Source organism: Sphingobacterium paucimobilis HER1398, from assembly GCF_000416985.1.
GTDB lineage: Bacteria > Bacteroidota > Bacteroidia > Sphingobacteriales > Sphingobacteriaceae > Sphingobacterium > Sphingobacterium paucimobilis.
The window spans coordinates 62,274-84,065 of the sequence record NZ_ATDL01000002.1; the positions used below are offsets into that span (position 1 = coordinate 62,274).

General features: G+C 42.3%; 14 protein-coding genes. 3 read left to right on the forward strand and 11 right to left on the reverse strand.

Annotated elements, in window-relative coordinates:
• Positions 1 to 2: 2 nt before the first annotated feature.
• From M472_RS24285 to M472_RS24320, 8 genes are all read right to left on the reverse strand, one after another.
• Positions 3 to 2,324, reverse strand: coding sequence for a TonB-dependent receptor (locus M472_RS24285; RefSeq protein ID WP_021068407.1), 2,322 nt, complete (start codon positions 2,322 to 2,324; stop codon positions 3 to 5).
• A 26-nt stretch (positions 2,325 to 2,350) separates the two neighbouring features.
• Positions 2,351 to 3,166 (reverse strand): alpha/beta hydrolase, encoded by an 816-nt coding sequence (locus tag M472_RS24290; protein WP_021068408.1) that lies wholly within the window; start codon positions 3,164 to 3,166, stop codon positions 2,351 to 2,353.
• Positions 3,156 to 3,941 (reverse strand): hypothetical protein, encoded by a 786-nt coding sequence (locus M472_RS24295; protein WP_031301248.1) that lies wholly within the window; start codon positions 3,939 to 3,941, stop codon positions 3,156 to 3,158. Before M472_RS24295 ends, M472_RS24290 begins: the two co-directional genes overlap by 11 nt.
• A 111-nt stretch (positions 3,942 to 4,052) precedes the next feature.
• The gene (locus M472_RS24300; protein WP_021068410.1) at positions 4,053 to 5,096 is read right to left on the reverse strand and encodes a ferredoxin--NADP reductase; all 1,044 of its coding nucleotides are present in this window, start codon (positions 5,094 to 5,096) and stop codon (positions 4,053 to 4,055) included.
• A gap of 137 nt (positions 5,097 to 5,233) precedes the next feature.
• Positions 5,234 to 8,302 carry a translation initiation factor IF-2 gene (gene infB, locus M472_RS24305; RefSeq protein ID WP_021068411.1) on the reverse strand — a complete coding sequence of 1,023 codons (3,069 nt, stop codon included), beginning with the start codon at positions 8,300 to 8,302 and terminating at the stop codon, positions 5,234 to 5,236.
• Positions 8,303 to 8,409: 107 nt separating this feature from the next.
• Complete coding sequence (gene nusA, locus M472_RS24310) at positions 8,410 to 9,648, reverse strand: transcription termination factor NusA (protein ID WP_021068412.1); 1,239 nt, start codon at positions 9,646 to 9,648, stop codon at positions 8,410 to 8,412.
• A gap of 2 nt (positions 9,649 to 9,650) precedes the next feature.
• Complete coding sequence (rimP, locus tag M472_RS24315; RefSeq protein WP_021068413.1) at positions 9,651 to 10,115, reverse strand: ribosome assembly cofactor RimP; 465 nt, start codon at positions 10,113 to 10,115, stop codon at positions 9,651 to 9,653.
• Positions 10,116 to 10,277: 162 nt separating this feature from the next.
• Positions 10,278 to 11,057 (reverse strand): XRE family transcriptional regulator, encoded by a 780-nt coding sequence (locus tag M472_RS24320; protein WP_021068414.1) that lies wholly within the window; start codon positions 11,055 to 11,057, stop codon positions 10,278 to 10,280.
• A gap of 104 nt (positions 11,058 to 11,161) precedes the next feature.
• On the opposite strand from M472_RS24320, the gene M472_RS24325 reads away from it, so the two are divergent.
• Positions 11,162 to 11,503, forward strand: a complete 342-nt coding sequence (locus tag M472_RS24325) for a GIY-YIG nuclease family protein (protein WP_021068415.1) — start codon at positions 11,162 to 11,164, stop codon at positions 11,501 to 11,503.
• A 175-nt stretch (positions 11,504 to 11,678) separates the two neighbouring features.
• On the opposite strand, the gene M472_RS24330 is transcribed toward M472_RS24325, so the two are convergent.
• Together M472_RS24330 and M472_RS24335 are read right to left on the reverse strand one after the other, a co-directional pair.
• A complete protein-coding gene (locus tag M472_RS24330) occupies positions 11,679 to 14,786 on the reverse strand; it encodes a peptidase MA family metallohydrolase (RefSeq protein WP_021068416.1) in 3,108 nt (1,035 codons plus the stop codon).
• A 39-nt stretch (positions 14,787 to 14,825) separates the two neighbouring features.
• The gene (locus M472_RS24335) at positions 14,826 to 17,189 is read right to left on the reverse strand and encodes a transglycosylase domain-containing protein (protein ID WP_021068417.1); all 2,364 of its coding nucleotides are present in this window, start codon (positions 17,187 to 17,189) and stop codon (positions 14,826 to 14,828) included.
• Positions 17,190 to 17,416: 227 nt separating this feature from the next.
• Between M472_RS24335 and rpoN the strand changes: the two genes are divergently transcribed.
• A complete protein-coding gene (gene rpoN, locus M472_RS24340; protein ID WP_021068418.1) occupies positions 17,417 to 18,877 on the forward strand; it encodes an RNA polymerase factor sigma-54 in 1,461 nt (486 codons plus the stop codon).
• Positions 18,878 to 18,992: 115 nt separating this feature from the next.
• Positions 18,993 to 20,648 (forward strand): ABC1 kinase family protein, encoded by a 1,656-nt coding sequence (locus M472_RS24345; RefSeq protein WP_021068419.1) that lies wholly within the window; start codon positions 18,993 to 18,995, stop codon positions 20,646 to 20,648.
• Positions 20,649 to 20,820: 172 nt separating this feature from the next.
• Here the strand turns inward: M472_RS24345 and M472_RS24350 are convergent, their stop codons facing one another.
• Positions 20,821 to 21,702, reverse strand: a complete 882-nt coding sequence (locus M472_RS24350; RefSeq protein ID WP_081643065.1) for a PorP/SprF family type IX secretion system membrane protein — start codon at positions 21,700 to 21,702, stop codon at positions 20,821 to 20,823.
• Positions 21,703 to 21,792: the final 90 nt, after the last annotated feature.

The following is a 21,792-nucleotide window of genomic DNA, read 5'->3' on the forward strand; positions in this document are numbered from 1 at the left end:
AGTTAAAATTTAAAGTTCCAAGTCACAGAAGGAATAGCTCCAAATAATGCGATACGGTATGCTTCCGTGATATTTGCATTGTTCTCATTCTCCCTAAAGTCAATAATATAGGCGTTCTTTCTATTGTATACGTTATATAGACCAAAAGACCAACTGGAATGAAAGCGTTTATGGGCTGGCTTAGGTTCGTAAGTAGCCGAAATATCCAAGCGATGATAATCCGGCATTCGATACCCATTCCGCTCCGTATAATAGAACATCGTATTACCATTAACACTGTACTTGCCGCTTGGGTAAGTTATAGCATTACCAGTATAGTAAACAAAATTGGCACCGAGGCTCCATTTCTTGGTCAGCTCATACATAGCTACCACGGAGACATCGTGCGTTCTATCCTGTCGCGCGTTGAACCACTTACCATCATTGATCAGGTCAAACTGCCGTTCACTTTTTCCCAACGTATAGCTTATCCATCCATTGAATCTCCCCTGGGTCTTTCGTAACAACAACTCCAAACCGTAGGATCTACCTTGCCCAAATACCAACTCCCCTTCCAGATATTTATTAGCTTGCAGATCAGCCCCATTTCTAAAGTCAATCTGATTGCCCATATATTTATAATAAGATTCTAGAGACAGTTCATATGCATTATCCGCAAAATTGCGAAAATAACCAACTGCTACCTGATCAGCATATTGTGGTTTAATATTTATGCTGCTCAGTACAAACTGGTCCGTAGGCAGTGATGATGTTGTATTTGTCAGCTGGTGCAAGTTCTGCACTATCCTATTATAAGAAAGCTTAATACTGTTTTTTGGATTAAGGATAAACGACATCGACAACCGTGGCTCTAGATTCAAGTGATGCTTTACAATAGAACCACCATACTCCTCAGCACCAATCACATCACCATCGTCATCAAAATCATAGAAAGTTCCAGGTCCTTGTACCATAAAATCAGTAATACGCAGCCCGTATATCAATGAAAGCCAGTCAGCAGGCTTCCATTCATGAGATGCGTAAGCCGCTGCCTCTATACCATACCGCTTTTCGATATCTATAGAATTGAAAGAAGAATTATCAGCAGCATCTAGACTTGCAGGAGATATCTTTTGACGTAATCCCTGTATACCAAATCGAAAAGTATTGCTATTATTACGGTAGTAAGAAAAATCCTGCTTTAAGTTGAAATTTTCAATTTTGGAGGCAATCTTAAATTTAGTATCATCGCTCGACACATTTACATTATAGGTAAAGTCACTATATATCAACGTTGTATTACTAAACAATTTTTCGCTGAATACATGATTCCATCGCGCCGTAGCGGTTGCATTGCCCCAATCAAAACTAAATAGATCACCATACCCCAGATCATCCTTCCCAAAATATCCAGAAACATACAAGGTATTTTTATCATTAAATCTATAGTTCGCCTTGGCGTTTAGATCATAGAAATATAACTTACTTTTTTTAACCTTTTCGTCATTAGAAAGCTTCAAAAAGAGATCTGCGTAAGTACGTCTACCAGATATCATAAATGAACTCTTATCCTTTACTATGGGGCCTTCCAATTTTAGTCTCGATGCGATCAGTCCTAGCCCACCTTCAGCAGCAAATTTTTTATTATTTCCGTCCAGCATCCTTATATCCAAAACGGAAGAGGCTCTGCCTCCATACTGTGCCGGTATTCCTCCTTTGTACAGGGCTACATCTTTGATTGCATCCGAATTAAATGTAGAGAAAAAACCCATCAGATGTGAGGCATTGTATACCGTAGCCTCGTCCAATAGAATAAGATTCTGGTCTCCGCCACCACCCCTTACGTAGAAATTAGAAGAACCTTCACCGCCTTTGGCAACCCCTGGCAGCATCTGTATCGTCTTCAATATATCACGTTCACCAAAGAGTACAGGCACATTCTTCACCTCCTCCATGGTAAAATTTAATGCCCCCATCTGCGCATCAGTTACGTTATTGTTGCGTTTCTTTCCAGAAACAACCACCTCTTCCAGCATATTATCCAGCGGTTCAAGTTCGATTGCCAGTCTCTTTTTATTCGAGACATTGACTTTAACAAAAAAAGGCTTATAACCTACAAAAGAAGCAATTATATCAATATCATTCTCTAAGACATCCATCGAAAAATACCCGTAGCTGTTAGTCGCGGTCGATAATTGCGTGTCTTTTACCTGTACCACTGCTCCAATCAAAAGCTCACCCGAAGAGGCGTCTTTTACATAACCACTAATCGTATTCTTATCTTGACAAAAGGCACTAAAACAGCTGAATATAATCAGGCTGCTTATTAAAAATAGTATACGCATAAAAAAAAGTAGGAGAAACTAAAACATTAATTTCTAAAAAACTGATCAAAAAATGCCATTTGCAATTGGATAGATTGGCTCCAATAATCCCAGTTATGTTTTCCAGGCATAGAGACGAACGTGTGGGGTATATTAAGATAAGTCATCTTTTCATGAAGCTTCTGATTCACTTTATAGAAAAAATCATCCGTCCCACAATCCACAAAAAGCTTCAAGCTATTGGGTTTAATCTGATGCAACATCTCCATGACCACATGACTATCCCAGGCTTCCTTGTTCTCTGCATATGTTCCCAATCTATTGATAATTTCCCAATTGTTCGGAAAAGGTCTAAAATCAACACCCCCAGCAGTACTCCCCAGCGCACCATACACATCCTGATGACGTATACCGATATAGAATGCCCCATGTCCTCCCATACTCAATCCAGTAATAGCTCTACTTTCTCTATTTTGACACACATCATATTGTGATTCCACATAGGTTACGAGCTCCTTGCTCACGAATGTTTCGTACTGATTATTCTTGTCCCCTGGTACATCCCAATACCAGCTACCGTATCCACCATCCGGACATACCACAGCGTAGTTGTACCTATCAACCAGAGTCTTGATATATGGCACCTTATTAATCCAGTTAGCATAATTTCCAGAGTATCCGTGCAACAGATATAATGTCGGGATCGGTTTGTCCTGTTTTTCAGGCAATATAATCACAGCTTTTATTTTCTTCCCCATACTGTTGGAAAAGATTTCTACGGTATCTACTTGTGCGGCTTTAGACTGAAAACCAACAATAACGAAAGCAACTACCAAGAGGTAGTGTAAAATATTATTTTTCATATTTATATTTATAAAGATAAGATTTTAATCCCAAAGGCTGCTCTGAAATTGTATAAAAACAGCTGTCAAACCGATCAAAGCAAATTGCTTCTCCTTGTGGCTCTACCTCATAAGGAATCTGTCTAGAAGGCTGCTTCAAGGCAGAAAGTATGTCTTGGCCTGGATTTCGCTTCCATAAAAAAACAGATGTTAGATTTTTAATCACAATATATCGTCCATCTTCGCTAATATCTGCACCAGTTGCAAAAGTAAAAGGAAGCTCCAGCTGTGGTGATAGTTCTTGCAGCAAGCCTGTTCTGCCCGCTGTCAACGTAAAGCTGAACAGTGTAGACCTAAAATCACGCTTAGATATAATGTAAATTTTATTATCTACAGGATCAACAAAAAGTGCCTCTGCATCTCTCCTTTTATCTGTATATCTAAATTTGATCTCCGAAATTTCCTTTCTAGAAATGATGTAAGAATCTCTACCAGGTGTTAAAACAGGCTCTCTAAATAAGTAAAGCGATAACGTATCTCGGTCTCTTAAATTATTGCCCATATCAGCCAATAACAGATAAGGTATCCCATCAATAAACAAACTGGCAATATCCTCTGCATCAATTACCGTAACGCCCTCTAGCTCGACAGAGGCTTTCAATTGAGCTAGACTATCGATTAGATAAATAGCAGCACCATCTCCACTATCATTATGTACCCAAAAAGTATTTTTATAAAAGTGAGAGGTAATCATACCTGATACCTCGGTCAGCTTCGCACTCTCCAATTTGCCCATTTTCACCGGGCTTTGTCCGTTTGCTACTGCTACGAAAAAAAATACAACGCATAAATTCAAGTACAGTCTAAACATTTTTCAAGTATTGCTTATCACTTAAAAACCTTGATTCTATAAAACTTCAATTACAGTTCCATCTTCAGTTGGATGAGATGTACAGATTAAGCATCTTCCATTAGCGACTTCTCGATCCGTTAATATTTCGTTATAATCCATTCTTACAGCACCTTCCTGCACCTGAGATATACAAGTACTACACATACCAGACTTGCAAGAATATGGCAACTTCAACTTGTGTTCAAGCCCCACATCCAAAACACTCTTATTATAAGGAATCGTCATTAAATGATCTTGTCCGTTAAACCTCAGTGTAATCTCATAAGATGTCATATCAACAGGTTCTTCATCTTTCTCGTCTTCATCTTCCTCCTCTTCGGGAAAATGAAAAGTCTCCTTCTTTATCTGATCGTCTGAAAACCCCATCCCCAACAACGTAAATCGGCAAAGATCCATATAAAATAATGGGCCACAAGTATAGAAAACACCCTCCGTTCCATCCATCAGATTCTCCGTTACCAGATCAATTAAATACTCCCTGTTCAATCGAGCTTTCAAAAGATTCTTCCTATTTGACCAAATAAATTCGATTTTCAGTCTTTCTGGATATCTTGCTTGCCAGGAAAGCAATTCTTCATAAAACAAGGTAGATTGTTCGTTACTATTACTGTAAATCAAAATGACTTTGCTATTCTCTTCCCGAACTAAGGCTGTCTTTAGAATAGAAAAGAGCGGAGTCACACCTACACCGGCACCGAATAAAAAGACGGTTCTCTCCAACGTATTATCAGGTTCATAGATAAATAGTCCCTGAGGATCCATGACGTCAACCACATCCCCTACGGTGATACTATGATGTAATAACCTCGATATCTCCCCATTATCTACACGCTTCACCGTAATTTCATACGCTTCATCTACATCGGGAGAACTACTGAAGGAATAAGATCTCCGAACCTCTCGTTCACCAAATTGAAAACAAAGTGTCAAAAATTGCCCAGCCTTATATTTTGGAAACATGCCGGACAAATCACGAAAACGAATAGCTATATTCTGATTTGGATGTGGAATAATCTCTGATATCTGAAATTTATACATAGTGCTAAAGATAAAACCTTAAAAATTTAAATCAAATAAATACGAACTATAATAGGCAAAACTGCTCCAACTTATCATAAAAAAATCCCAACCATAAAGAATGGTTGGGATTACTTACGTATATCAATTATTGTAAACTACAATTTACGCTTTACTTCTACTTGTTCGTATGCTTCCACAATATCGCCTACCTGTATATCGTTGTACTTGTCGATTTGGAGACCACACTCGTAACCGTGTGTTACCTCTTTCACGTCATCTTTAAAGCGTTTCAACGAGGCCAGTTTACCTGTGTGAACCACTACACCATCACGGATTATGCGGATATCATTATTTCTGGTGATTTTCCCGGTAGTAACCATACATCCGGCAATTGTTCCCACCTTAGTAATTTTGAAGGTTTCTCGAATCTCAACTTCTGCAACAATCTTCTCTTCAAACTTAGGCTCCAACATACCTTCCATCGCAGATTTAAGTTCTTCGATAGCATCATAGATAATCGAATAAAGGCGAATATCAATCTGCTCGTTTTCAGCAAGTTTGCGCGCATTCTGAGTAGGTCTTACTTGGAAACCGATAATCACAGCATCTGAAGCAGAAGCCAATAATACGTCAGACTCCGAGATAGCACCCACTGATTTGTGGATAATATTAACCTGGATTTCATCAGTAGACAGTTTCAACAACGAGTCAGATAGTGCCTCGATAGATCCATCCACGTCACCCTTAACAATAATATTAAGTTCCTTAAAGTTACCGATAGCCAGACGACGACCGATCTCATCCAATGTAATATGTTTGGTCGCACGCATGCCTTGCTCACGTTGCAATTGTAGACGCTTGTTCGCTACGACACGAGCTTCTGATTCACTTTCCATAACGTAAAGCTTATCACCCGCCGTTGGCGCACCAGACATACCCAAGATCTGAACCGGTACCGAAGGACCAGCTTCTTTTACGCGCTCACCTCGTTCGTTCGTCAACGCTTTAACTTTACCGGAGTGTGATCCTGCCAAAATAGCATCTCCTACACGCAGGGTACCGCTTTGTACCATTACCGTAGTTACAATACCACGTCCTTTATCCAATGCGGCTTCTATAACCGAACCCACAGCCCGTTTCTTCGGATCCGCTGTAAGCTCCAACATCTCTGCCTCTAATAATACTTTTTCCAACAACAGATCCACATTATGACCTGTTTTTGCAGATATCTCTTGCGCTTGGAATTTACCTCCCCAATCTTCTACTAAGATATTCATAGCAGACAATTGTTCACGGATACGATCCGCATTGGCATGTGGCTTATCCACTTTTGTAAATGCAAATACAATCGGAGCTCCAGCTGCCTGTGCGTGATTGATAGCTTCTTTTGTCTGCGGCATCACAGCATCATCCGCTGCAATTACAATAATAACAATATCTGTTACTTTAGCACCACGAGCACGCATCGCTGTAAATGCCTCGTGACCTGGCGTATCTAAAAATGTAATCTTACGGCCATCCTCTAAACTTACAGCATACGCACCGATGTGCTGAGTAATCCCTCCAGCTTCACCTTTCGTTACATTCGCCTTACGGACATAATCCAATAAGGAAGTCTTACCGTGGTCAACGTGTCCCATAACAGTCACGATTGGCGCACGGGAGATTAGGTTATCTTCGTTATCTGCTTCTTCGAGCTCTGTAGTCTCTTCATCTTCAGGTTTGATAAACTCAATCTGATACCCGAACTCATCCGCCACAATAGCCAATGTTTCTGCATCAAGACGTTGGTTAATCGACACGAACATACCAAGACTCATACATGTACCGATTACTTTAGTCACTGGTACATCCATCAGGTTAGCCAATTCATTTGCTGTTACAAACTCTGTAACGCGCAACACTTTGGCCATCATTTCTTGTTCTAATGCTGCCTCTTCTGCTGATAATGCAACATCATCCCTTTTCTGTCTACGCAATTTTGCACGTTGCGCAAATTTACCAGACTTTCCTGCGCCGCTCAAACGAGCAAGCGTAGCTTTGATTTGATCTTGAATTTCTTTTTCTGTCAGTTCTTCCTTAGGAGCATCCTGTCTCGTACCTCTATTTCTAGGGTCAAACTTACCTCTTCCTGGGTTGTTACCACCTGGTCGGTTCGTATTACCACGAGGTCCGCCACCTTGTTGGAAGCCGCCCGGTCTATTCTGTCCTTGTCCTCCACCTTGGAAGCCACCCGGTCTATTCTGTCCGTGACCACCTTGAGGATTTCCACCTTGCTGACCGCCCTGCTCATTCGGAGAGATAGGCGCGCCCGGTTTATTAGTCCGTTTACGTTTGCGCTTGTTGTCTTGGTTTGCATTCGACGACGATGCAACAGGTTTCTCCTTGGGTTTGAATGTTGGCAATTCAATTTTACCAATCACCTTTGGTCCTTCGAGCTTTTCAGAACGAGCACGAATCACTTCGTTATGCTCTTCTGCAGGTTTAGATTCTATAACAGGTTTATTTTCCACCTTTATTTCTTCCTTTTTAACTTCAATTTTATGTTCTGGTTTTTCAACCACAGGCTTCACCTCGGCTACAGGTTTCACAACCTCTTCCTTCACTACTACTGGTGCTGGTACAGCCTCCTCTTTCTTCACTTCTGGTATGACAGGCTCTACAGGCTTAGGAGTTTCCACTACCTTAGGTTCTTCTTTTACGGGTTCTTTAACAGGTTCCTCTTTCACCTCTGCCTTTACAACCTCTTCCTCTTTCTTCTTGCCTTTACCTCTATTCAAGCTATCAAGGTCAATCTTGCCAATCACCTTAAGGTGTCCGGCAGTTGCATTTTCTTCAGGTTTCTCCGGTTGCTCCTGCTTTACACTTTCTTCCTTTCCAACGGGTGCAGGTGTAGACACATTCTTGATCAAAATCTCTTCTGTGTCATCCGCACGATCTTCTCTTTTAGAGGCTGTAGATTCTTGAGGTAGGGTTGCACTTCCGCCCAAAGGAGTTTCATCACGGCGAATTTTACCTATAACGATCTGTTTCGCTTCATCCTTTGCGATTTTATCACCTTGAAATTCACGCGAAAGAACGCCATACATATCTCCAGTTAATTTTGTTGTAGGTTTTGCTTCTACGTCAAAACCCTTTTTACTTAAAAATTCCACTGCAGTACCTATACCAATATTAAGTTCCTTTGCTGCTTTGAGTAAGTTTATGCTTTTACCTTCTGTCATCTATTTATTAACCTCTAAAAATCTGTTACTACAAAAATATGTTTTTTTTACTCGCAATTAACAAATATTTACATTTAATATGTAATATCCGTATGGGCAACCGAAGCTTATTCAAACTCCGATTGCAAAATGCGCACTATCTCTTGGATAGTATCTTCTTCTAAATCCGTACGTCTTGTCAATTCTTCCAACGACAGTGACAATACCGACTTCGCACTGTCTAGACCTACACGTTTTAATTCGTCGATGATCCAGCTGTCGATTTCATCTGAGAATTCTTCGATATCCACATCCTCCTCTACCTCATCGTTTTCTCTGTATACATCGATTTCATAACCTGTCAACTTGCCAGCCAACTTGATATTGTGCCCTCCACGACCGATAGCCAATGAAACCTGATCTGGCTTCAAGTAGACTGCCGCTGTCTTACCTTCTTCATCAATTTTGATAGAAGAGATACGCGCAGGACTCAATGCACGTGTGATATACAGGGAGTGGTTTGTAGTGAAATTGATCACATCAATATTCTCGTTACGCAATTCGCGTACGATACCATGGATACGGGACCCTTTCATACCCACACAGGCTCCTACCGGATCGATACGGTCATCATAAGATTCTACTGCTACCTTAGCACGTTCTCCTGGTTCGCGTACGATTTTCTTAATGGTAATCAAACCGTCAAAGATCTCCGGAACTTCCAGTTCAAATAAGCGTTGTAAGAATTCAGGGGCTGTACGTGAAATAATAATCTTAGGATTACTGTTCATCATATCCACCTTATAGACTACGGCACGGATGCTATCTCCTTTTTTGAAATAATCGGCAGGAATCTGTTCTGTCTTAGGCAAGATCAACTCGTTGCCATCCTCATCCAATACCAGAATTTCTTTCTTCCAGATCTGATAGACCTCCCCGATGACTAATTCGCCTTCACGGTCTTTATATTTCTTGAACACCTCATCCTTCTCCAGTTCCAATACTTTAGATACCAAAGTCTGACGAGCAGCCAAAATTGCACGGCGGCCAAAACTTTCCAGTGTAATCTGTTCGATATAATCATCACCAACTTCCAAATCAGGATCAAACTGGTGTGCTTCAGCTAATTCGATTTCTAAATCATCATCTTCCGAAAATCCATCCTCCATCACCACACGTGTTCTCCACATTTCCAAATCCCCATTGTCCGGATTCACAATAACGTCAACATTCTCGTCCGTACCGAAACGCTTACGGATCATGCTGCGGAATACTTCTTCTAATACTGTAATTACCGTAGGACGGTCGATATTTTTGAACTCTTTAAACTCCTGAAAAGAGTCAATCAAATTAATATTGCTGCTCATTTTTAGTTAAATGAAATTAACACCTTTGTTTCTGTTATTTTATCCATTGAAAATACGACTTCGTTTGTTTCAGCCTTTTTTCCTTTTTCTTTTGTTGTTTCTTCAATTACCACTTCCGACTCCGTTGCGCTGATCAGTTTACCTTCACGCTTAGTGCCATTCTCCAATTTAATCCGAACATTACGTCCTATGTTCTTGACATATTGTCTCGGCATCAACAGCCCTGTATCGATACCCGGCGAAGAGACCTCTAGGCGGTATGCCTTTTCAATAGCATTCTCCTCCTCCAGGTGAAATCCCACGTGTCTGCTTACGGCTACACAATCCTCAATAGAGATTCCTTCATCACCATCTAACAAGATTTCCAGAATCCCACTTTTCAGCATCTTGATGCGAACTACAAAGAGATCTGCTCTATCTGCAATTTTTTCCTCTACCAGTTCTTTTACACGTTGTTCAACCTGCATACGTTAATTTTATAAATCAATTAAAAAAGGGGGCAAATACATGCCCCCTTCCTTTCAGATAGTACAAAAGTAGTGTTTTTTTTTGAAAAACACAACTCTGTTCTATATTTTTTCAATACTTGCCTCATCTCGAACCAATGAAAACATCTTAACGCCTTTTAGTTAGGGATTTTTAGTATCTACCACAGCACTGATTGTCTTCTGCATCTGCGCCATCATTGCTGTAAGAGACTCCATAGTTGGTTCGCTACTTGGCTCTGGAAATTCCGTAGATATATAAGCCTTGGCCTTCCATATCTCCAAAATCTCGTCGGCAGCAACCCAATACGGCTCATACACCTTATTATCCGACACCAACTTCAATCCTTTATCGTCTTTATATTTGAATGCAATACGTTTATATACAATACCGTCATTTTGGGACAATACAATATACGTCTGCCCCGGCTTCACGTCGTGCCAATTCTCCACATATTCTGCAACAACGATAGAACCTGACGGGAGCGGCAACATCGAATCTCCTTTTATCTCAAACGCCCTGTAAGTACCCTGTTTGAAAATCGGCAAGGAGAACCTTGGCAATTCTCTCACAAATTCAGGATCGCCATAGCCATTCAGATATCCTGCACTGGCCTTCGTTGGCACCAACTCGATATTCTCCCTATCATCCCCATCCACTGTAACACTTAGCACGCGCAGATTAGAGGCATTACTTTTAGGAACAGGCTTCCAGTTCTCATCTATCTGGTCATTGACCAACTCATCCATCGACAACTCGTAATACTCTGCTATTTTTTTTAGCAGCTCATACTTAGGCTCCGCACGATCCTCCTCGTAGGCGCCTACAGAAGCACGCTTAATCTCCATAACATCAGCAAATTGCTGCTGTGTCAGTTTGCTCTTTTTTCTTAAGAACTTGAGGTTTGATGAAATGTTTGACATAAAGTATTTTAAAATATATTTTTTGAAAACTAAATTTATTAGTATTATTGTGCCAATAAAATTAGTAAAAAATATAATCACCACCAAATAATTTAGTATATCACATGAAAAAACACCTAATTTACATCGCAACGGACCCTAACAGAGCCTATGTAGAGGCAGGTTATACACAGGATTTAATTGCACAATCCGCCAATCTACAATTTCACTCCATTCGCAACACAGGCAAGCTGCCTAAATTCAACCGTATTGTACATGTAGAAGAATTTACTTCTTTTGAGAGTGCGCAAAAGCGTTTGATGGAACTTACCCACTTCACCCGCATGCAAAAAGAACGCTTGATCCGAAAACACAATCCAAACTGGCTGAACATAACTTCTTCTTGCGGCGCGATCAGCAATCATCCGACAGTGCGTGTTGCCCAGGCTCTTGCTGCCGCTTACTAAGGTTACTGGCAGCTTTCAGTGATATACGACCAGATTATACAACAAAAAATGTCACTAATCGGATTAGTGACATACTACAACAGCTATACTATAAAAAAAGGCGTTGTTTAAACCTAAGTCTAAACAACGCCCCCTTAACAACCTCAACATATATCGCATATGTTATAGGTATAGACTACCATCCTGGCGCAAAGTTTAATCCGAATGTTCCAAATTTAGAACGTGTCTTTTGGAATGGTATCGCATAATAGGGTTCCAGTATCATTGCGCCAAACAGATTTATGCGCAACGACACCCCAGCACTGAATACCGGCACCCTTACATTGGGATCATATCGCTCAATAGTTTCTCCCCCTACAACCTCTGTTATAAGATCGCTATCATCTTTCTTCATTTTAATAGTATTTCCCCCCTTCCAAGCCAAACCGCCATCAATAAAGAAGTTAAGATCCGAGAATAAAAATCCCGATTTGACTACAGCCAATTTTTCAGGGCCTGTAAACGGCAAACGCAATTCCATATTAGCAATCACCATTCGAGATCCCATCAGATCCGAAAAACTCACCTTCCCAGTCGCGTCAAAATTTCCTGTTTCATACCCCCTGATCATATACGGATACCCTATGTATAGCGGATACAAGGCATCTTCATCCTTCCCTGTACGCATATAAGAATATACACGCCCTGCTACCGTCACAGGCTTGAATCGATGGTACTTTCGCAGGTCCACATTCCATGCGGTAAATGTATAATCACCGAAATACTGCTCTACACCTAAGCGATACCGGTAGCCGTGCAATGGGGCAGCGATACCGAACACCGCATTGTCACCGACTAGACCAGTATTAATCTGCTGTATAGTAAATGGCTTCAGACTTCTAAAGCCTAGTTTTTCAGCTTCTTCATTTGGTATCTTTTGCCTGTCACCGTATCCATAATAGTAACTCTGTCTCCATTTATCCACCCTGTAACTATGTCTTGATATGGCTGCCCCCATCTCTACCCGGTGGTGCCGATTAAATGGATACGCCACAAACGCCTCTGCCTGCGTCTGGAAATTACGGACCAAATAAGTATTTAGCGACAGCTCTTCTTGCCCTCTGCCGAAATCCTCCATTTCATACAGGTTGTACCCTGACATATAAGGAATATGCGACAATGCGCCACCCCAATTGATACGACTGCGCTGATTGATATAAGCTACCTGCCCTCCAAAATCATAGATCTCTCCATTGATATTCAGAGCTGCAAAAATCTGGTTATATCCAAGAATATCCGAGAACATTCCTTGGATACCAGTAGATATCCCTGCACCATAACGGGATCCTACCGACATTCCTACACCACTGTTTGCCAAGTAATCCAATTTGAACTTGGGAGCATATGCGATGTTATTGATTTGCTGATCATCTATTCTCCCAAAGACATTAAAATTACGCAGATTGGTATTAACCACATTCACCCCTCTGCTCACCAATGGCGGCAACATCGCTGCCGTAAAATCGCTTACAGTCCCATCGACAGCGACTGCTTCAAAATCGCTGCTTTTGGCTTTGTAAACATTATATTTCCCTTTCTTAAAATAAGAATATACAATTTCATCTTTATCTGAGATACTCATTGCTGGTGAATATTCAGTGATCCCGGATATCCCTGTAAAGTAATCTGTAAGCCGCTCGACTGTGCCCGAAGCAATCAGATAGCGGTACATATTACGGTATCCATCACCATTGGACAAAAAGTAGATTTCCTGTCCATTGGATGAAAAATGCGGATTCAGGTTATTCGCTCCCGGAAACACATTTATATTTTTGATTTCTCCTGTAGCCACGGTCAAAACCGCCAGACTCATTGGGATATCCACCTCTTTGCTATTTCCCTGCAGCGCCAATCGATCCGTACTGAATACGATATACTTACCGTCTCTCGAGTAGCTTGGTTGAAAATCCGAATACACATCATTCGTCAGCTGTGTGACTTTCTTCGTGTTCAAGTTGTATGTATACAGATCCGAATGTCCGTTGCTCAGCCCCGAAAACGCCAGCGTCTCTCCATCCGGCGACCAGGTTATATTCGCAAATTCTACGATTTCTCCCATAGCCTGCACCGACAGCACCTTTCCTGTCTCCACATCCACCGTCATCAGCTTACTCTTGCCCTCACTGAATACCGAGAAGGCAAACTTTTTACTATCCGGAGAAAACGTCCCTGCCGATTCTAAGAAACTAAACTCATCGATATCCTTACTCGTCAGCTTGCTCCCCAGTTTTCGGATCATTGTTCCCGTATTCGCATCCGCCAGATAGAGATCTATACTGAACATATCCTTTTCCGACATGTAAGCCACATACTTACCGTCTGGAGATATCGTCGGCGATACATTCATATTCCCTGCATTCGAACTGTTTAGCAAAGACACCCCTATAGGTCGCGATGTCGTGTCTTTACCCAAGTTACGGTACATATTCTCCATGCTGTTCTTCCATAGCGTAGATACCGTCTGTGCATCATAGCCAAATACCCGACGCATCGCATTATCGTAGCCATATTTTGCTGTTTCTATAAAGAGTGGCATGATCACCGTATCACCATATGTAGATCCTATATACGACCAAAAAGCCTGTCCATAGCGATAGGGAAAATAATTATGGGACTGCTCCGTCATCTGCTTGAGCGACGGGATATCATTATTCACATAAGCATCACGCATCCACATCGATGTAAAAGCATCCTTCTTCCCGATCGAAAAATACTCAGCCATACCTTCCACCATCCACAGTGGTATATTGCCTATATTCTCCAATCGTGTAGAATCCGTTCCCTCCATAAGGACCCTATATTGAAATGCGTGAACCATTTCGTGTCCCAATACATGTCGTGTCTGCTGGTTGATCTGCATAACAGGCATCACCACCCGTTGCTTGAATGCCTCCGTCACACCGCCCGTCCCCACGCCTATCTCTCCTGAGATAGCTGTAGTCTGCTGAAATTCCGGATGGTTGCTGTAGACGATAATTGGGTTTTTACGCGAAAAAGTGTCCTGAAACACCTGTTGGTGCAGCTCATACCACACCTCCGATTCTTTTGCCAACCAGCGAATCAAGCTGTCATTTTTCGAATAATAATAGAGATTAAAATGTGGCGTATCGTAGACCTTAAAATTCAGCTTCTTATAGCGCATTTTATTCTGTCCAAAATACTGCGCCTGGACAGATATACCCAACAGGAGCAACATACAGCATGTCAACGCTAATTTGGCGAGGTACCGCATAATTCCATTCATAATTGCATGTAATTTATAATCGAATAAATCTATAACTAATTAAGGTAAGTTGTTATTTCTATTTTCTTGTGCACTGCCTCGATTCGCCTCAACTTCCACCTGCGCAGGACGCACCTCTTCGAGCTCCGGAAGCACCACTCCTTCATCTTCTTCATCCGTATTACTGACACTATCCGTTGGCTGTTCTACACGTATACGCGGACTTGGGCAGCGGTAATCTTTCTTGATCTCAACAGTAGATTCCGGAAACTTGCCAAATGTTACCCCCAATTCAGGATGTTTGTACAATTCTTCCATAAATAAAGCATAGATAGGAAGCGCAGTCTTAGATCCTTCCCCCGTAGCCGAGTTCTTAAAATGTATACTCTGCTCATCACAGCCTACCCATACACCTGCCACCAAATCTTTGGTCACCCCCATATACCAGCCATCGACATAGTCTGAAGAGGTCCCTGTTTTACCACCTATTTCATTACCATTCTTAAACAAATCCCATTCCCACAATGCCTGTGATGTACCACCAGGTTCCTCCACAGTCCCCCTTAACATATACGTCATCAACCAAGCATTTTCCGGATTGATCACCTGTTTTTGCTCGGATTTAAATGTAGCTATCGTACTACCATCCATTCCTACAATCTTAGAAACCAATACTGGATCCGTCTTTTTCCCTGCATTCATGAATGTAGCGTACGCTTTTACCATTTCAAAAACAGACACATCATTCGACCCCAGTCCTACGGAAGGAACGGACTCCAATTTGCTATCAATACCACATAGATGAGCTACATCGACTACCTTATCCCAACCTACAGCGTCCGTCACCTGTGCTGTAATCGTATTCAACGATCGCGCCATCGCCCAACGGAGCGACATCTCCCGGTACGACACACTCCAATCTGCATTCTTAGGTTCCCACACCTCATGTTCCCCCTTTTTATTGGTAAATTCAATCTTCACAGGCTTATCCGTAAACTTGTCGCATGGAGACATGCCGGATTCCAGAGCCGCCATATACGCAAACGGTTTGAACGTAGACCCCGCCTGCCGCTTAGCTTGGTTGACATGATCAAACTTATAGTATTCGTGGTTGATCCCACCGACCCACACTTTAATCTCGCCATTATAGGGATTCATCGCCATCATCCCTGTATTCAGCATCATCAGATAATGCTTCAGCGAGTCCATCGTCGAATAGTTCACTTTCTCCATACCCTGCCATGTAAACACCTCCATCTCCTTCTTTTTGCGCAACTCCGTGAACACACTGTCTTCGTTATTATGGTATTTGCGCATCAAATCCGAGTATATCGGCAACTTACGAGCATGATTTTCCAAAAATTCCGGAATCACCTTCCCTTCCTTGTCCCGCCATGGTTCCTCACTACCCCAGGTATTCTTTAGACGTCGCTGCAACTCTTCCATACGATCCGTGACCACCTTCTCCGCCATCTTCTGCATCCGCGAATCGATTGTTGTATAAATCTTAAGTCCAGCTTTATAAATATCAATTTCATTATCCTGGCTCCATTTTTCCAACCAACGTTCTACAGCCGAGCGGATATAAGAATCGTTGCCATCGATATTATCTTTATAGTTCAGGTCCAAGCGTAACGAATCCTTCGATAAGTCCGCTACCTGCGCCTGTGTGAGGTAACCCGATTTTTCCATCTGCGCCAGCACCACATTGCGACGCTGCATGGCATTCTTTGGGTTACGGATCGGATTGTATATCGTCGTTCCTTTCAGCATACCGACCAGCAACGCACTTTCATTCACATCCAACATACTCGGTTGTTTATTAAAATAACGGATCGAAGCCGATTTTATGCCGTAGGCATTATTGCTGAATGAGACTGTATTCAAGTACATGGTAATGATTTCATCCTTACTATATCTTGTTTCCAGCTTATAGGCTGTCATCCATTCTTTATATTTGGTGATCAGGATACTCAGCCCTGGCACCTTGCTCAAATAGCCTTGTGCATTGGTATACCTTGTTTTGAAAAGATTTTTGGCGAGCTGTTGCGTGATGGTACTCGCACCTCTGGGATCCCCTTTCAATGTCGAGACCGCTCCCGATACCAGCCCCATAAAATCCACCCCATTATGCTTATAGAAACGGACATCCTCTGTGGCGATCAGCGCATCCAATACATGTTTAGAGATGCTATCAAAGGGTACAGGGTCTCTGTCCTCCTCAAAATACCGCCCGATCAACACCGAATCTGCTGTATAGACCTCTGAAGCCACATTGAGCGTGGGCATTACGATATCATTCTTTGTTGGTGAATAGCCGAATAGACCTAAGAAATTGAGTTGTACTGCACAAGTAAACAATATGATGCTATAAACAACAATCAGCACATATCGCAATAATCTATTTTTAACACGTCTAAACATGCGGTAAATATGGATAAAATGTTTTAAAATCCTATGTTTTAGAAAACAAAAAGAACAGCACGTGAATAAAATTAACTAATTTTAACAAACTCTAATAATAGGTTGAAATAACCTGATTTAACCTTTTGATTTCTCACTGGAAGACGACATCATTCCATTCTTAATTAAATAAACAAGAGTTAATCTCGGTATAAATCATTATTTTTACCCGTGTAATTAACTTAGACATGTTAAAACAGACATTACAGCAAAAACTATTACAAAAACTATCGCCGCAACAGATACAATTTATCAAGCTTTTGCAGGTACCTACAGCTTCATTGGACACCCGTGTCAAGGAAGAATTAGAAGAAAATCCAGCACTAGAAGATGGTAGTCTGACCAACATGACTGATCCTGTAGAAGAATATCCCGACAAAGATCCCGATGAATACGATAGCAGTGAAGACTCTTTTGACGATGAATTCAGTGTAGAAGACTATATACAAGAAGATGATTACAAGGATTATGGGAGCAATTACTCCAGTGATGATGAAGATGAACAGCGCGAAATGCCAATCGCTATACAAGATTCTTTTTTCGAACGGCTGCAGAGCCAACTCGATCTCTTGGCACTGAATGACAAACAATATTTAATTGGCAATCAACTCATAGGAAGTCTTGACGACGACGGCTACTTAAGGCGTCCTATACTTTCACTTATTGATGATTTGGCTTTTTCCCAGAACCTGATGGCCGAAGAGCACGAGGTAGAAGAGATGTTGCATATCATACAAGCTTTTGAACCTGCAGGTATTGGAGCTCGTGATTTACAAGAATGTCTCCTTATACAGCTGCGCAAGAAGGATCAGCACAATCCTGTGGTCCAGCAAGCGATGCGTGTGGTACAAGATTATCTGGATGAATTCACAAAAAAACATTACGATAAGATTGAAAAACAACTGGATGTAAATTCTGAAGAGTTAAAAGAAATCATCAACGAAATTCTGAAGCTGAATCCCAAACCTGGAGATTCCGCAGCAGCAGCAGGCAAACAGCTACAGATTATCCCTGATTTCCATATCAGTAATGACGATGGCGTATTGCATCTTACACTCAATGGTCGCAATGCCCCCGAGCTACGTGTATCACGTTCCTATCAAGAGATGTTTGAACATTACGAAAAGGCAGAGAAGAACGACAAAAAGATGAAAGAAGCCGTGCAGTTTGTCAAGCAAAAGCTAGACTCTGCAAAATGGTTTATCGATGCGATCAAGCAACGTCAACAGACATTGCTCAAAACGATGAATGCCATTATGGAGTTTCAGTACGACTACTTCCTCACTGGGGATGACCGTATGCTCAAACCCATGATCTTAAAAGATATTGCCGAAGAAATCGACATGGATATCTCTACCGTATCCCGTGTTGCCAATTCCAAATATGTACAGACCGAGTTCGGAACTTTCCTTCTAAAGTCATTTTTCTCCGAAGCTATACAGACCGACTCAGGAGAAGAGGTCTCCAACAAGGAAGTCAAGAAAATATTAGAAGAATGCATTTCCAACGAAGACAAGCGTAAGCCCTTGGCAGACGAAAAGCTGACCGAGATCCTCAAAGACAAGGGGTATACTATTGCCAGGCGAACCGTAGCTAAGTACCGCGAAGCCCTGAATATCCCTGTCGCAAGGCTTCGAAAAGAACTTTAAAAAACTACAAACTATTTTTCCTTCTTCCCAAAAAGAACAAGGAAAAATAGTTTCCTTTAACAATAACCCATAAAAAATCACTATCTTGTAGTTGCTTAACAACTGATAATAGTGTATGGAAAACCCGATAGGGCGGCAAAAAAGCAAACTGATGCGAGCGGCCAAGTTAATCAGCATTCTTGGCAAACATGGCTTTGAAGATCTCAAATCCAAAATCACCAACAAAGAAGAGACACCTTCTTCTGCAGATACTACAGGAGATCAGATACCTTTATTCTACGAGCGTATCCGTAGAGTTATCGAAGAACTGGGGCCTACCTACGTCAAATTTGGGCAGACCCTCTCTACGCGCGAAGACCTGCTCCCTCCTCCACTGATCCTCGAACTCAAGAAACTGCAGGATAATGTAGCACCCGCAGCTATCGATATCCGAAGCTGGCTTGAAAACGAACTACAGACAGACGACCTATCGCACATTTTCGAACAGATCGATGAGCAACCATTTGCCTCCGCTTCTATCGCCCAAGTCTACAAAGCCACCTTAAGCAATGGCGACCTCGTGATACTGAAAGTAAAGCGTACAGGCATCCGAGAGATGGTGACAGCAGACCTACTTCTGCTCAAAGACATCATCAGTCTACTCATTGACTATTATCCACTGGTACGAGAGATCAATCTTCCCGATATATTCGAAGCCTTTGAAAAAAACATTATGGAAGAACTTTCTTTCCAGCACGAACTCAAAAACATCCAACAGTTTGCCCGTAATTTTAGCGAAGAGCGACGCATCAAATGCATGCAGGCCTATCCCGAGCTATCTACCGACAGCCTCTTGTGCATCTCGAGGATTCAGGGATTCAGGATCACCGACAGTACATCCATCAAATCACATCAGCTTGATCCAGAATGCATCATCGATACTGGTCTAGACCTTTACCTTACCCAGGTTCTCGAACATGGATTCTTTCATGCCGACCCACATCCGGGCAATATACTCGTTACCCCCTCGGGCCATCTCGCCTTTATCGATCTCGGCGCCATGGCACGACTGCTCCCTAAGGACAAAGAGCATCTCGAAAACTTCATCCTTTACTTCATCAATAAAGACGTCGATAATCTTATCCGAACCATCAAGCGCATGTCCCTCCGTATCCACATCAAAAACGAAAAGATACTCGAGCGCGACATACACGCTATGTTCGATATGATTGCAGCACAGTCACTTCAAGAACTCGATGTCAAAGCTGTTTTTTCAAGGTTTTCAAAAATACTCAACCAAAACGATATCCTCATGCCCGACCACATCTATCTGCTGGTACGAGGCATCGTATTATTGGAAGGTATCGGCCGGTCCCTCTTGCCCGATCTGAATATTATCGACAAGGTCAAACCCTATATTAGCAAGATCATGGCCCGCCGTCTTTCTCCGCCGCACATCATCGAGAATATCCTCCAACTGTTACAGCAATTACAGAGCACCTTATCCACTGCCCCCAAGTCTCTAATAGACCTACTGCACAAAGCAGAACAGGGCGAATTGAAGGTCCGTATAGACAGCGAAGCCCTCGGTGCACTACAGCAGCTACAGCGCAAAGACAGCAGTATCAACAGATATCTCTACATCGCAGGCATCTTATTTCTAGGCGGCTGCCTACTCTCCGGCGTACAACAGAGCACTTTATTAGGCATCCCTTGGATAAGTTGGATCCTATTTGCCGTTAGTTTAATTTTCTTTGCACTGGCCGGTATACGTAGAATGCGCATCGGCTAATCCCCCATACATACCAACACAGCCCCCGATCATATCAGGGGCTGTTCCAAAAGCCAGGTAGCCCCATTAACCCTGTAACTATATAACCTTGTCACCTCCTCCTAACCTCCTTAACCAACTAACTCTTAAGGCAGACTGCTTTTCAGGCTCACAGTGACCTGTGTGAGCTAGTCTACAACAGCCCCATTCCACCTATGCGATAGCGAAATCCCATCTCATGGGTATTGGTTGATATTTTTTGATTGAGCGTATGTCCATTCACGCTGAACTGATAACTGTAGCCTATACCGAAGTTGCCAAAATTGAGCTGCATCAGTGCGGATAGGTCTCCCTGATTCTGCACCCCCATACCCAGGCCTATCTTTGGTCCCACAAAGACCATCGCATTGATATCATAGCGGGGCGACATCTCCTGCATATGGCTCACCAGGAATGATGGACGCAACTTGAAGGTGTCGTCCAAACGTATCAACATACCACCAGTCACATAGATGACATCGCGAAATTCATACTCGCGGTCTGTATTCCGCTTCAGCGAGAAGCGCGGCATAGACACCCCCACATAGAACTTATCCTTCTGGTAGTAGGAGGTACTTACACTCAGTACGCCTGCCGTGCCACGCACATCCTCCCAGAAAGCAGGATCCTGATCGTCCAACTTTCGGTAGTTGCCTTCATAGAATAAGAGCCCGCCACCCATGGACAGGCTCAGGTATTCATTCTCCCCAAGTTGAACTGCTTTTGCCGCATAAGCCGTAATTTCATTCTCACGCACCACGCCCAGCGAGGCATGTTTAAAATCCCCACCGATCGCAAGCCCCAGATTCTTGACCATACCATGGCCGGTCACCCATACCGATTTGGGTGCTCCGTCAACACCCGTCCATTGGCTACGGCCCAAAGAAGCTAAGCTGCCACGTTCGTCCATCGTACTCAACGAAGAGTTGAAACTGTTGCGCAACTGCCCAAATTGATTGTAGCTCACTCCATGCTGAGCCATACCGCACAACGGCAGCAGCGATAGTAGACTTATAATTATTTTTTTTGTTATCATGTTGTATTGTTATTCCCGACCATGTCGGGACTTCGTTTCACTGCGCCTGTTACGTTGTTATCTAGTTATCGTGTTATCGAGCCTAGCTTC